This is a genomic window from Amycolatopsis thermoflava N1165 (assembly GCF_000473265.1).
In the GTDB taxonomy this organism is placed as follows: Bacteria; Actinomycetota; Actinomycetes; order Mycobacteriales; family Pseudonocardiaceae; genus Amycolatopsis_E; species Amycolatopsis_E thermoflava.
On sequence record NZ_KI421511.1, the window covers coordinates 950,284 to 963,783 of the forward strand.

At 69.0% G+C, this 13,500-nt stretch carries 13 protein-coding genes; 8 read left to right on the forward strand and 5 right to left on the reverse strand.

The annotated features are described in order from the left end of the window. The first annotated feature begins 11 nt into the window (after window positions 1-11). The 8 genes from AMYTH_RS0104755 (at window position 12) to AMYTH_RS43970 (ending at window position 8,328) form a co-directional block, all read left to right on the forward strand. Window positions 12-923 (forward strand): NADPH:quinone oxidoreductase family protein, encoded by a 912-nt coding sequence (locus tag AMYTH_RS0104755; RefSeq protein WP_323807225.1) that lies wholly within the window; start codon window positions 12-14, stop codon window positions 921-923. A 251-nt stretch (window positions 924-1,174) separates the two neighbouring features. Beyond that, a complete protein-coding gene (locus AMYTH_RS0104760; protein ID WP_027929321.1) occupies window positions 1,175-1,858 on the forward strand; it encodes a response regulator transcription factor in 684 nt (227 codons plus the stop codon). A 114-nt stretch (window positions 1,859-1,972) separates the two neighbouring features. Beyond that, window positions 1,973-3,328, forward strand: a complete 1,356-nt coding sequence (locus tag AMYTH_RS0104765) for a sensor histidine kinase (RefSeq protein WP_167344569.1) — start codon at window positions 1,973-1,975, stop codon at window positions 3,326-3,328. 91 nt (window positions 3,329-3,419) lie between these two features. Then, the gene (locus AMYTH_RS0104770) at window positions 3,420-4,355 is read left to right on the forward strand and encodes a polyphosphate polymerase domain-containing protein (protein WP_027929323.1); all 936 of its coding nucleotides are present in this window, start codon (window positions 3,420-3,422) and stop codon (window positions 4,353-4,355) included. Continuing rightward, on the forward strand, window positions 4,352-5,029 hold the full coding sequence (locus AMYTH_RS0104775; RefSeq protein ID WP_027929324.1) for a DUF4956 domain-containing protein: 678 nt from the start codon (window positions 4,352-4,354) through the stop codon (window positions 5,027-5,029). Before AMYTH_RS0104770 ends, AMYTH_RS0104775 begins: the two co-directional genes overlap by 4 nt. 114 nt (window positions 5,030-5,143) lie before the next feature. After that, on the forward strand, window positions 5,144-6,613 hold the full coding sequence (locus tag AMYTH_RS0104780) for a CotH kinase family protein (RefSeq protein ID WP_209440746.1): 1,470 nt from the start codon (window positions 5,144-5,146) through the stop codon (window positions 6,611-6,613). Between the two features lie 100 nt (window positions 6,614-6,713). After that, window positions 6,714-7,331 carry a DUF47 domain-containing protein gene (locus AMYTH_RS0104785; RefSeq protein ID WP_027929326.1) on the forward strand — a complete coding sequence of 206 codons (618 nt, stop codon included), beginning with the start codon at window positions 6,714-6,716 and terminating at the stop codon, window positions 7,329-7,331. 1 nt (window position 7,332) lies between these two features. Next, window positions 7,333-8,328 carry an inorganic phosphate transporter gene (locus tag AMYTH_RS43970; protein WP_037322266.1) on the forward strand — a complete coding sequence of 332 codons (996 nt, stop codon included), beginning with the start codon at window positions 7,333-7,335 and terminating at the stop codon, window positions 8,326-8,328. Window positions 8,329-8,590: 262 nt separating this feature from the next. Here the strand turns inward: AMYTH_RS43970 and AMYTH_RS0104795 are convergent, their stop codons facing one another. Genes AMYTH_RS0104795 through AMYTH_RS0104815 form a run of 5 tightly spaced genes read right to left on the reverse strand, consistent with a single transcriptional unit; the run spans window position 8,591 to window position 13,422 of the window. After that, on the reverse strand, window positions 8,591-9,409 hold the full coding sequence (locus tag AMYTH_RS0104795; RefSeq protein ID WP_051362540.1) for an IclR family transcriptional regulator: 819 nt from the start codon (window positions 9,407-9,409) through the stop codon (window positions 8,591-8,593). Window positions 9,410-9,469: 60 nt separating this feature from the next. After that, window positions 9,470-10,324 (reverse strand): bifunctional methylenetetrahydrofolate dehydrogenase/methenyltetrahydrofolate cyclohydrolase, encoded by an 855-nt coding sequence (locus AMYTH_RS0104800; protein ID WP_027929328.1) that lies wholly within the window; start codon window positions 10,322-10,324, stop codon window positions 9,470-9,472. Further along, window positions 10,324-11,193: a formyltetrahydrofolate deformylase gene (gene purU / locus AMYTH_RS0104805; protein WP_027929329.1), complete on the reverse strand. Its 870-nt coding sequence runs from the start codon at window positions 11,191-11,193 to the stop codon at window positions 10,324-10,326. Before purU ends, AMYTH_RS0104800 begins: the two co-directional genes overlap by 1 nt. Window positions 11,194-11,206: 13 nt before the next feature. Further along, window positions 11,207-12,067: a methylenetetrahydrofolate reductase gene (locus AMYTH_RS43975; protein ID WP_051362541.1), complete on the reverse strand. Its 861-nt coding sequence runs from the start codon at window positions 12,065-12,067 to the stop codon at window positions 11,207-11,209. Next, window positions 12,064-13,422, reverse strand: a complete 1,359-nt coding sequence (locus AMYTH_RS0104815) for a glycine cleavage system protein T (protein ID WP_027929330.1) — start codon at window positions 13,420-13,422, stop codon at window positions 12,064-12,066. The genes AMYTH_RS43975 and AMYTH_RS0104815 overlap by 4 nt, the downstream gene beginning before the upstream one ends. Between the last annotated feature and the right edge of the window lie 78 nt (window positions 13,423-13,500).

Genomic DNA, 13,500 nt, shown 5'->3' on the forward strand with positions numbered 1-13,500 from the left:
GCTTGCGGCTGGTGGATTTGCCGGAGCCGCAAGCCGGTGGCGTGGTGGTGGATCTCGTCGCGGCCGGTGTGTCGTTCCCCGACCTGCTGCAGACGCAGGGGCTCTACCAGGTGAGACGGCCACTGCCGTTCGTGCCCGGGGCGGAGGGCGCGGGCGTCGTCCGCGCCGCCCCGCCGGGCAGCGGTCTGCGGGCGGGCCAGCGGGTCACGGTGCTGTCGTTCGAAGGCACCTGGCAGCAGGTGGTCGCTCTGGAGCCGGAGCGGGTGCTGCCGCTGCCGGACGCGGTCTCGCTGGAGGCGGCCGCCGGACTCCCGCTGAACTACCTGACCGGGCACTTCGCGCTGCGGCGCCGCGCGAAGGCCGGGGCGGGGGAGACGGTGCTGGTGCACGGTGCCGCCGGGGGAGTGGGCGTCGCGGCGCTGCACCTGTGCCGGGCATGGGACCTGCGGAGCGTCGCGGTCGTGAGCGACGCGCGGAAGGCCGAGGTGGCCGCCGCGGCCGGTGCCGACCACGTCGTGCTCGTGGACGGCTGGCTGGACGAGGTGCGCCGGTGGACCGGCGGGCGCGGGGTCGACATCGTGCTCGACCCGGTGGGCGGCGACCGGTTCACCGACAGCCTGCGCAGCCTCGCGCCCGAGGGGCGCCTCGTGGTGCTCGGCTTCACAGGCGGTTCGATCCCGACGGTCAAGGTGAACCGCCTGCTGCTGAACAACACCTCCGTGCTGGGTGCGGGCTGGGGCGAGATGCTCCGCCAGGAGCCCGTCTCCCTGCGGCGGCAGTGGGACGAGCTGTACCCGCTGCTCGAGCACGGCACGCTCACCGCTGCCGAGCCGACCGTGTACCCGATGGCAGAGGCCGCAGACGCGCTCGGCGCGCTGGCGGACCGGACGGCCGCCGGCAAACTCGTGCTCGACCTGCGCTGAGGTGGTTCCGGCGGCGTTCGGCGGCCGGCCGTGCGGGGGTTGGTGTCGGCCACCCGCGCCGGTGTTCCCGGAGGCCGCACGCCGAGCTGGGTCTCGCAACCAACCCGCGTCGCTGGGGAGGGGAGTGCGACCAGTGCTGGTCTCGTGGTGTTCAGGTGCCGTTCACGGGCTATTCACAGCTTGTATACAGGTTTCACTACTAGAAAACGACCGTGGGCAAACGGTCCGAAAGTGGGGATGGGAAGCCGCGAGTGCTCGTGGTGGACGACGAGCCGAACATCCGGGAGTTGCTCTGTTCCGCTCTCGCGGTGAACGGTTTCGAGGTGTGTGCGGTTTCGAGCGGTGGTCGTGCGCTCGACGAGGTGACCGGGCGCCCGCCCGATATCGTGGTGCTCGATGTCGGACTACCCGATGTGCACGGCTTCACGGTGGCCCGGAGGCTCCGTGCGGCCTGCGAGAAGCTGCCCGTCCTCTTTCTCACCGCGCGGGACACGGTGGAAGACCGTATCGCCGGGCTGACGGCGGGTGGCGACGACTACGTGACCAAACCGTTCAGCCTGACCGAGGTGGTGCTCCGGTTGCGGGCGATTCTGCGCCGGAGCCTCCCGGAGGAACCGGATGCCGACGGGGTGCTGCGCTACGCGGATCTCGTGCTCGACGAGAACACCCAGCTGGTGCGGCGCGGCGATCGGGAGCTGGACCTGTCACCTACCGAGTTCCGGCTGCTCCGGTACATGATGGTGAACGCCGGGCAGGTCCTCACCAAGCAGCAGATCCTGGACCGGGTGTGGGACCGGGCGGTCGGCGAGGAGAGCCGGGTCGTCGACTCCTACATCAGCTACCTGCGCCGCAAGATCGACGCCCACGGTACGCCCCTGATCCGTACCCTTCGCGGGGTCGGCTACTCGTTGCGTGCGCCGAACGGACGCCGCTGAGCTTCCCTGGCGACAGTGCGATCCTTCATGCGTAGTCGTCGGCGTTGGTCCCTCCGGCGGCGGGTACTCGCCGCGGCTCTGGGACTGTGCGCGGTCGGCCTGGCGGCGTTCTCGGTGAGCAGTGTGCTTCTGCTCGAGGCGTCCATGACCGCGCGCGCGGACGGGCAGCTCACGCGTATGGCCGCGGTGCTCCGCGAGGGATGGCTGGCGCCGCCCACCGGAGGATCGGAGCTGCCCACCGAGTACTCACTGCAGGTGTACAGCGAGTCCGGCGAGTTGCGGTGGGCGGAGCCAGGCAACAGTGACGAGGGGCCTGCCGTGTCCACCGACCTCGTGCTCAGCTCGTCGACGGAGCCGGTGACGGTGCCGGACCGTGCCGGCGGTGCGAACTGGCGTGCCATGGCCTTGCGCACCCCGGACGGGGAACGGGCCGTTGTCGCGGTCTCCCTCGAGTCGCAGGAGGACACGGTCAGCCGGCTTCTGCTCATCGAGCTCGCGGTGGGTGCGCTGATCCTCGGCCTGGTCGCCACGGTGGGCCGGATCGTGGTCCGGCTGGGGCTGCGGCCGCTGACGAGGATCGAGCACACCGCCACGGCCATCGCGGAGGGCGAGGTCCAGCTGCGGGTGACCGAGACCGACCCGCACACCGAGACCGGGCAGCTGGGCCGCGCGCTGAACACGATGCTGGCGCGCCTGGCTCAGGCGCTGCGGGACCTCGAGTCCTCGGAACGGCGGTTGCGGACCTTCGTGGCGGACGCCTCGCACGAGCTGCGCACACCGCTCACGTCCATCCGGGGATTCGCCGAACTGTACCGCCACGGAGGGGCGACACGAGATCCCGCCGCGGAACGGGTCCTGTGGCGGATCGAGGACGAGGCGACGCGCATGGGCGCCATGGTGGAAGACCTCCTGCTCCTGGCCCGCCTGGACCGCGAACCCGGGCTGGACCTCAGCGAGATCGACCTGTGCGACCTCGCCGAGGACGTCGTCGGCGGTGCCCGCGCCCGGCATCCGGAGCGGACGGTCAGCTTGCACACGCCGGGCGAGCGGGTCCGTGTCCTGGGCGACGAGCAGCGGCTGCACCAAGTCGTCGCGAACCTGGTCGCCAACGCGCTCGTCCACTCTCCCGCCGACGCGGAGGTCCGGGTCAGCCGGATGCTGGCTTCGGAGGTGCCGAGCGGTGACCCGGCGGGCGTCGGGGGCCCCATCCCGCCGGATACGGTTGTCGCGCTAGTCGAGGTGCACGACGACGGGCCGGGGATCGACCCGGAGCACCTGCCGTTCGTCTTCGACCGGTTCTACCGGGCTGATCCCGCCCGGTCGCCGGGCGGCTCCGGCTTGGGGCTCGCGATCTCGGCGGCCCTGGTCGAAGCGCACGACGGGGTGCTCTCGGTCGCCAGCTCCCAGCGCTCCGGAACGACGTTCCGAGTGGTGCTGCCCGTGTCCGGACCCGGGGCCGCCGACCGGTGAGCCCCGGTCCGGACACCCCGGCGCTCAGGTTGAGTTCACACAAACTTCCCACATTGTTCGTGTGACATGTCCTCCGACAGAGAGGAGGACCATGCTATTCCGATCACGAACTGCGGCCGTTGCCGCTGAGCAGGGCCCGCCCGCGCCCGCGCCTGCGCCTCTCGGTCCGGGCGGTGAGACGGAGCGGGCCAACAACGCCGGGCACGCCCTGCGAGGACCGGGTTCGCTGCGCAGCTTCAACCGGTACGAGATCAAGTACCTCGTGCCGGTGGCCGACGTCCAGCGCATCCTGCCCGCGCTCGAGCAGCGCCTGGACCGGGACCCGCACAGCGACACCACCGGTTACGGCGTCTGGAGCACCTACTACGACACGCCTCAGCTGCGTTTCTACTGGGAGAAGATCGAGGGTCTGAAGTTCCGGCGCAAACTCCGCCTCCGGCACTACGGTGACCGGTTCGAGGTCACCGGCGACACGCCGGTCTACGTCGAGATCAAGCAGCGGGTCAACCGGGTGACCCAGAAACGTCGCATCCCGCTGCCGTACCGGGAGGCGTTGAGCCTGTGCGCGGGCAAGGAGCCCGCAGGCTGCGAGCCGGGCGACCGCGGGTTCGTCGAGGAGGTTCTGGACCTGGTCCACCGGCTGAACCTGCGGCCCACCGCCATGACCGGGTACCAGCGCCAGGCCTACCTGGGCCGGGACGCCGACCTCGGCCTGCGGGTCACGATCGACCAGCGCGTCCGCGGCCGCGAGCGGGACTTCCACCTCGCCAGCGACGCGACGAACCGGTTCATCGTGCCGCCCAGCAAGGCCATCGTCGAGATCAAGGCCAACGAGCGGGTTCCCTACTGGCTCACGGATCTGGCGGCGGACCACAACATGCAGGTGGTCCGGATCTCCAAGTACTGCCAAAGCGTGGAGGCGTTCGGCGGCGCGCCCCGCTCCGTCTTCCACGTTCCCGTCGACGAGTACGCCGACGACCCCACCTTCGACCACACCACTGCTCACGCGGAGGCACGACCCCGATGAATCTCAGCTTCGAGGACCTGACCGGTACCTTCAGCGTCCTGGACGTCGCGATCTCCCTCGCGCTTTCGTTCGCACTCAGCGTCATGATCGGGTGGGTGTACCGGTCCACCCACCGCAACGTGTCCTACAGCCAGTCCTATGTCCAGACCCTGGTCATTCTGGGCATGCTGATCTCGGTCATCATGCTCGTGGTCGGATCGAACATCGCCCGCGCCTTCGCGCTGGTCGGCGCCCTGTCGGTGATCCGGTTCCGCAACGCGATCAAGGAGACCCGGGACGTCGGGTTCATCTTCCTCGTGATGGCGGTCGGGATGGCTGTCGGCACCCGCTTCTACACCCTCGCGGCTGTCGCGGCCGTGACGATCTCCGTCGTCATCTTCCTCATGTACCGGTTCAACTGGTTCCAGCTCAACGTCCAGCGCCAGGTCGTCAAGGTGCAGGTGCCCGCGGACGGGGACAACACCCACGTCATCTCCGATGTCCTGATCCGGCACACCGAGGAGTTCGAGCTGGTCAGTATGGAGTCGATCCGGGGTGGTGCGCTCACCGAGCTCATGTACACCGTGCGGATCAAGAAGGGCCGAGAGCCCGGTGACCTGATCTCCGACCTGCGTCAGTACAACAGCGGACAAGGTGTCACCGTGCTGACCGGCTACGACCAGACCGATCTGTGAGGCGTTGCCGTGCCCAGCCCGCCCACACGGAATCCTGTCCGGAGGCGCTTCCGGCACCGCATCCCGGTCCGGCTCCGCCACTACTGGAAGCTCGTCGCCGGAACCTGCGTCTTCGTGGTCGTGCTCGCAGGTGTGTTCGGCTCCGGGATGATCCGTCCGTACACCACGTCCAAGGCCGAGGACGCCCCCGTCCAGGTCACGGAGGACATCGCCGGGACGAAGGACCTCTTCGACACCACGACCGCGCACGACGTGCGCATCGAGTTCAATGACGCCAACTACCAGAAGATGTTGCAGGAGTACTTCGACACCGGCGAGAAGGACTACATCCCCGCGACGGTCGTCATCGACGGCACCCGGATCGAGAACGTGGGGATCCGGCTCAAGGGCAACTCCACTCTGGCGTCGCTGACGTGGAACGGCGAGCGGCGCCAGAGCGGAGGCTTCGGTGGCGGGCAAGGTGGTGAGCCCCCTGCCGGGATGCAGCTGCCCGAGGGCGCCCCGCAGCAGGGCGGCCCTCCGCAGGGCGGAATGGCGGGCGGCATGGGCGGAATCGGTACGGAGCTCAAGGCCGAGGAGCCGGAGAGCCTTCCCTGGCTGATCAGCTTCGACAAGTACGTGGAGGGACGCCGGTACCAGGGGCATACGCAGATCGCCGTCCGCCCCGGCAGCGGCGAGGGTTCCGCCCAGCTCAACGAGTCGCTGGCGATGTCGCTTGTGGACGCCTCCGGGGAGCCCGCGCAACAGTTCGCCTATTCCGGGTTCACCGTCAACGACCGGACGTCGACTCCCCGGCTGCTCGTCGAGTACCTCGACGAGGGTTATGCGGAGGATCTCGGCAACGGGGTGCTGTACAAGTCGCTCGCTTCGAGTCAGTTCACCTACCAAGGTGGCGACCAGACTGAGTACAGCGACGACTTCAAACAGATCAACAACATCGGCGGTACGGACGTGCAGCCGGTCATCGAGCTGATCCGGTGGGTGGAGCAGTCCTCCGACGAGGAGTTCGCCGCCGGACTGGCCGACCGAGTCGACGTCGAGTCGTTCGCGCGTTACCTGGCGCTGCAGAACATCGTGTTGAACGGCGACGACATGGCGGGCCCCGGACGGAACTACTACCTGTGGTACGACCTCGGAACCCGGAAGTTCACGGTCATCGGCTGGGACATGAACCTCACCTTCACCGGCGACGCCACCGCCGGTCCGCATGACTCGATCAGCATGGGCTTCGGCGGTGGCCGGGGGCAGCCGAACGCCGGTGGGGCGGGCAACGAGCCTCCGCAGGGGATGCAGCTCCCCGAGGGCATGCAGGCCGGGGGAGGGCTCATGGGCGGCAACAAGCTCAAGGAGCGGTTCCTGGCTTCGGATGAGTTCAAGCAGGTCTACGAGGAGCAGTACCGGCAGGTGTACTCACTTGTGTTCGCCGACGGCAAAGCCGAAAGCGCGCTGTCGGCTCTGGTGAGTTCCTACAACCTCAACACCAACGCGAGCAAGAACGTCCAGAGCGAGGCGGCCACCCTTCAGGGAACTCTGGAGAAACGGGCCACCGCCCTCGCCGCCGATTCCGTGATCAGCGGCGGCTGAGAACCGGTGTGGCAGGGCAACGGCGCTCTGCCACACCCGTCCGCCCGCGACGGGACGGACTCGCGCGACCTCGTCCACAGTTCACGAACAGGGGACCACCGTGCCATTCAGGCTTATTCCGGCCGATACCGGCTTCTACGATCTGTTTGCCAAGTCCGCCGCCCACCTCGTCGAGGGTGCGCGGCTGCTCACCGACGCACTCGACGAATCCGGCGACCGGGCGGCGACCGCGCGCGCGATGAAGGAAGCCGAACATCGCTGCGACGACGTGACCCACGAAATCGTGCGGAAGATGAACTCCACGTTCGTCACGCCTTTCGACCGCGAGGACATGTACCGGCTCACCGCGGGGCTCGACGATGTCATGGACGACATGGATGCCGCGGTCGACTACCTCTACCTGTACCGGATCGCCGAGCTGCCACCCGGGGTGGCGGACCAGGTCGAGGTCCTGCGCCATGCGGCTGACCTGACCGCGGCCGCGATGCCGAGGCTGCGGAGCATGCACGATCTCGAGGACTTCTGGATCGAGATCAACCGGCTGGAGAACGTCGGGGACCAGATCTACCGCAAGAGCCTGGCCAACCTGTTCTCCGGTTCCTACGACGCCCTGACCGTGATGCGCCTGCGGGACGTCATCGAACAACTCGAGGCCGCTGTCGACTCGTTCGAAACCGTGGCCAATATCGTCGAGCAGATCGCCGTCAAGGAGTCCTGACGTGGAGCTGGCCCTGGTCGTGGCGGTGGTCTTGCTCGCGCTCGCGTTCGACTACACCAACGGGTTCCATGACGCGGCGAACGCCATCGCCACCTCGGTGTCCACCCGCGCGCTGACCCCGCGGACGGCGCTGCTGCTTGCGGCGGTGATGAATCTGGTCGGCGCGCTGGTCTCGGAGGGGGTCGCCGGCACCATCGGCAATGGCATCATCACGCCGCCGGAGAGCTCGCAGGGCATGATCGTCGTGCTGTCCGGCCTGCTCGGTGCCATCGTGTGGAACCTCATCACCTGGTGGCTGGGCCTGCCGTCCTCGTCGTCCCACGCGTTGATCGGCGGCTTGATCGGCGCGGCGATCGTCGGGTCGGTGACCGTGCACTGGTCGGTCATCGTGACCAAGGTGATCCTGCCGATGGTCATCTCACCGTTGGTCGGGTTCTGCCTCGCCTATGCCGTCATGGTCGGGATTCTCTGGCTGTTCCGCCGGAGCGCACCGACGCCCGTCCACCGCCGGTTCCGCGCCGGGCAGTCGGTGTCGGCGGCGGCGCTGGCGTTCGGTCACGGCCTGCAGGACGCCCAGAAGACGATGGGCGTGATCGTGCTCGCGCTGGTCACGGCCGGCCTACACACCGGTCAGGACGTGCCGCTGTGGGTCAAGCTGGCCGCGGCGACCGCGATCGCCCTCGGCACGTATTCCGGCGGCTGGCGGATCATGCGCACGCTCGGCCGCCGGGTGATCAAACTCGACCCGGCCCGGGGTGTCGCGGCCGATACCACCGCCTCCACCGTTTTGTACGTCATGGCGATCGGCATGCACGCACCGGTGTCCACGACGCACACGATCAGCTCGGCCATCATGGGTGTCGGCGCGACGCGGCGGCTGTCCGGCGTTCGCTGGGGAGTAGCAGGCAACATCGTGACCGCGTGGATCCTGACCCTGCCGATGTCGGCCCTGGTCGCGGGGGCGAGCTGCCTCCTACTGTCGCTCCCGTTCTCCTGAAGCGAGGATGAAGGTCGTGGAGCCGGTTGCGGGACACGACCGCATACCTGGAGCCGGCAGCGGGCGATGGGCGTGTGAACCTCGTGCGCGGCGCTGACCCGCCACATGCGGTTGCCCAGTGCGAAGGGAAGGCTGACGGTGTCCGGCCCGACCGTCGCCGAGACGGCCGTTCTGATGCGGAGAAGCGATCCTACGGTGCGCCAGCTGCGGCATCGCGCCGTTCCGGCTTCTGACGACCTCGCGGGTGCGAACGAGCCGTCATTCACAGGTGATAGGTCTGAACCTGTTTGGCCAGCTCCGCCGCGGCGTCTTGGAGTGCGAGCGCGATGCGGGCCTCCCAGCTGTCGTCCGTCGTGGAAGCTGGGCCGGACACGCCGAGACCGGCGCGGATGTCGGCTTCGGGGACGACGCAGGCGATTCCCATGGCGAGGACCCCGGTTTCGCTTTCCCCGTCGTTGATCGCGTAACCCGCGCGGCGGATGTGGGTCACTTCGCGGAGGAGGGCGGTCAGTGAGGAGAGGGAGCGGTCTGTGAGGGCTTCGGGCGGGGTGTCCGCGTAGAGCCGGCGGAGCTGGTCGTCGGTGAGGGTGGCGAGCAGTGCTTTGCCTGCGCCGGTGACGTGGGCGGGCAGCGTCGTGCCGGTGCGGAGTGCGGCGCGGATGGTGCGCCGGCTTTCGACGCCGTCGGCGAAGAGGACCTCCCGGCCGCGGGGGAGGACGAGGTGGGCGGTCATCCCGGTGGACTCGGCCAGTGTGGTGAGGATCGGGCGGGCCAGTGCCCGGATGTCGAGGGTGCGGGCGGCGGTGAGGCCCACGTCGATGAGCGCCGGGCCCATGTGGAAGGACCGGTCGACCGGGCTTTGCCGGACGAAGTCGTAGTAGGTGAGCATGGCCATCAGCCGGTGGGCGCTGGAGCGGACGATGCCGAGTTCGGTAGCGACGTCTGCGAGGGTGAGGGTGCCGCGGTCGCGCAGGAGCAGGAGGATGCGCAGGGTGTTGTCGACCGACGCGATGGGGTACGCCGGTGCGGCCCTGTTCTCGGGCTGGAGCAGGTCTCCCAGGTGGTCAGGCCTGGTGGTCATGGTGACAGCATCTCATCCGGGCCCGCTGCGGCGAGCGAGGCTCACCGCAGCGGGCGTGGGCTAGCCGGACGCCCGCTGGGCGGCGTGGACGACATTGGCCAGGAGCATCGCGCGGGTCATCGGCCCCACGCCGCCGGGGTTGGGGGAACGCCAGGTGGCGACGTCCCCCGCGGCGGGGTCGATGTCGCCGGCGACCTTGCCGTCCGGTCCCCGGGTGACGCCGACGTCGACGAGTACGGCGCCCGGTTTGACCATGTCCGGCCGGACCAGTCCCGGCACGCCGGCGGCGGCGACGACGATGTCGGCGGCCCGCACCTCGGCGGCGAGATCCCGGGTTCCGGTGTGGCAGAGAACCACGGTCGCGTTCTCGCTGCGCCGCGTGAGCAGCAGGCCCAGTGACCGGCCGACGGTGATGCCGCGGCCGATCACGCACACCCGAGCCCCGGCGAGCGGGATGTCGTACCACCGGAGGAGTTCCACGATCCCGGCCGGGGTGCACGGCAACGGCCCGTCCGCGCCGAGCACGAGCCGCCCGAGGTTGGCGGGGTGCAGCCCGTCGGCGTCCTTGGCCGGGTCGACGCGCTCGATGACCTCGAACTCGTCGAGTCCGGGTGGCAGGGGCAGTTGGACGATGTAGGCGGTGCACCGGGGATCGGCGTTGAGCTGCTCGACCGCCCCGAGCACGTCCGCCCGCGTCGCGGTCGCGGGCAGGTCGACCCGGATCGACTCGATCCCCACGTCGCGGCAGTCGCGGTGCTTTCCGTCGACGTAGAGAACGCTGCCAGGATCGTCGCCGACGAGCACCGTCCCCAGCCCGGGCGTGCGCCCCTGCGCGGTGAGAGCCGCCACCCGGCGGCGGAGATCGTCTTTGATCTTCGCGGCGACCAGCTTGCCGTCGAGCAGGCCGGCGCCCATCAGAACACCACCGTGGTGTTGCCGTCGCGCATGATCCGGTCTTCGCAGAAGGCCTTGACGGCGCGAGCGAGTACGAGGCGTTCGACGTCGGCGCCGCGGCGGACGAGGTCGTCGGTGGAGTCGGTGTGGCTGACGCGGACGACGTCCTGCTCGATGATCGGTCCCTCGTCGAGGTCCTCGGTGACGAAGTGGGCGGTCGCGCCGATGAGTTTCACGCCGCGTTCCTTGGCCTTGCGGTAGGGGGCGGCGCCGACGAAGGCGGGCAGGAACGAGTGGTGGATGTTGATCACCGGCACGCCCAGCGCGGCGAGGAAGTCGCCGGAGAGGATCTGCATGTACCGGGCCAGCACGACCAGGTCGACGGTGCCCTTGAGCAGGTCCAGCTGCGCGGCTTCGGCCTGCTGTTTGGCGCCCTTCGGCACGGGGATGTGGGTGAAGGGCACCTCGAACCGGTCGCCGACCCAGGCCAGGTCGGTGTGGTTGGAGACCACGTGGGTGATCTCCATCGGCAGCTCGCCCCGGCGGTGCCGCCACAGCAGGTCGAGCAGGCAGTGGTCGAGTTTCGAGGCGAACAGCGCCACTCGTTTCGGGACCGCGGTGTCGACCAGGGACCAGTGCAGCTCGAACCGCTCGCCGAGCTTGCGATGCAGGTCCACTTCGAGCGCGCAGCGCCGGTCGGCGAGCCGGTCGAGGTGGAACACGGCCCGCTGGAAGAAGCGCCCACCGGACGGGCCGGTGGAGTGCTGGTCCAGGGAGACGATGTTGGCTCCGTGACCGGTGAGGATGGCCGAGACGGCGGCGACGATGCCGGGTCCGTCCTTTCCGGACACCAGCAGTCGCCCCTCGCCGGTGGTGGTCGTGGTGTGCATGGGGTTGTCTCCTTCAGCCGGCGTCGAGGCGGGCCAGCAGTGATCGCCGCCAGGCTTCGGCGCCTGCCAGCTCGTTGAAGGTGAACAGGTGGATGCCGGCGATGTTGACGTCCGGCGCGGCGAGGTGGGGTTCGAAGGCGCGCAGGAGCTTGTCGGGGCGGTACCCGCCGGGGCGGATCAGCTTCCAGATCGTGTTCTGCTGTTTGCGCAGGAACCGCGCCGACTGCCCCAGGCCGATGCCGCCCGCGATCCGCATGAGTTTCTGCCTGCTCACCGGGGCGGGCACGCCGATCACGACGTCCAGATCCGAGTGGTCGCGGTGGACGCGGCGGGCCCAGTCCACGGTCGCCCTGGCGTCGAAGCAGATCTGGGTGATGACGTGCGTGGCCAGCGGGGCTTTCGCGGCCAGTGCGGCAGCCAGGTCCGCATCGGTGATGTTGGCGTGCCCTTCCGGGTAGCCGCCGATCCCGGTCCGTGTGAACGCTGCGGTCTCGGCGAACACGCGAAGCAGGTCGAGCGCCTCGGTGAACTCGCCGGCCGGGACCGGTGCGTCGCCGCCGACGACGAAGACGCGGTCGATCGCGGTTTCGGTGAGTTGTGCGGCGAGGTCCTTGGCGTGGGCCGTGTCCTTCACCATGCGGGCCGCGATGTGCGGTGCGACCCGGTAGCCGCGCGCGGTCAGGTTCGCCGCCAGGCCGATGGTGGCCTCGATGCCCTTCGCCTCGGTCACGGTGACAGTCAGCGGCACGTCCACGGGAACGTGTTCGAGGACCGCGTCCTCGGTGCCGCGGAACGGCATGATCTCGTAACTGATGGTGCGCAGGATCTCCCGCGCCGAGCGCGGTGCCCGCCGGTGTGTCGTCGTTTCCGTCACAGCGCGCGGTAGCTCTCGCGGGCGAACTGCACGTACGGGGCCGGGGCGACGGTGGCGCGGATCTCGACCTGCTTGTGCTGCTCCACCAGCGGTTTGGCGGAGTTGGGGTCCTCGCCCCAGAGCACGGTCACCTCGGTGCCGGGCTTGCTGTGTTCGATGTCCACAGTGGCCAGCGACACCATGACGTGCTCGTTGGCCAGGTAGCCGGCGTCCATGGAGATCCCGGCGAGCTTGCCGCCGGCGAGGACCTTGTCGCTCTGGTGCAGTCCGTAGCGGGCCTTGGGGACCTCGATGTACTTGGCGGGCAGACCGGGACGGTAGAGCGAGCCGATCGCGTCGGTGACGTCGTCGCTGTTCCACACGAGGGTGACCTTTTCCCGGCGCGGGCTCTTGGCGATCTGTTCGAGGGCCTCGCGGCCGACGAAGTCGTGGTCGAAGGCCACCAGCCGGCCGTATCCCACGTCGTAGGGGGTGACGTAGTAGTCCTCGATGTTCGGGGAGTCCATCGAACCGGCCAGCGAGCCCATCGCGGTGGTCGGCAGCCATTCCCGGTAGGCCTTCATCTTCTCGCCGGAGAAGATGGCGGGCAGTGGCGCGGGAATCCACGCCGACTCCAGGTTCGCCGCCGAGTACGCCTTCGCACCCACCCGCACCAGCCCGAAGTCCTGTCCGGCTGCCAGGATCGCCTCGCGGACCCGGTCGCCTTCCTCCCACGGGCCGAAGAGTTCGTAGCCGGGCTGGCCCGCCATGCCGTGCCGCAGGCCGCGCACGGTGCACCCGGCGATGGTGAAGGTGGCCATGTTGAAGAACTTCACGTCCGGCAGCGGGCCGTCGATCACCTTCTCCATGACCGCGGACGCGGTCGGGCCCTGCAGCTCGTACCGGTAGACCTTCGGCGGTCCCGCGACGCGGTCGAAGGAGTTGTCGTCCCGTTCGGTGCTCGCGTCGTAGTTCCCCGTTTCGAGGTTGAACTGCACCCAGTCCAGCACCATCGGGTGCCCGACCAGATCGAAGTGCTGCTCCTCCAGGTGGAACAGCACCGCGTCACCGATCAGCCGGCCGTCGTGGTTGACCGCGACGTACTGCTTGGCCTTGCCTGGCGTGAACTTCGCGAAGCTGTTGACCCCCAGGTCGCTGAGCAGGCGCGAGGCGTCGGGACCGCTGACGTAGAGGTCGGTCATGTGGTGGGACTGATCCAGCAGGGCGCACGACTCCCGCCACGCCCGCTGCTCGCTGCGCCAGTTGGTGAACTCCGCGGTCACCGGGAACGTGTGCGGGCGGATGGGGGAGTTCCGCAGCAGCTCGACCGCTCCTCCCGCGCGCTGGATTCCCTGTTCCACCGTCTCGGCACTCATCTAAGGCCACCTCTCCACTGAGACCGCCTGGTGTCTGTACACCAGACGCGCTGACTGCTATACAGACGCTACACGGAA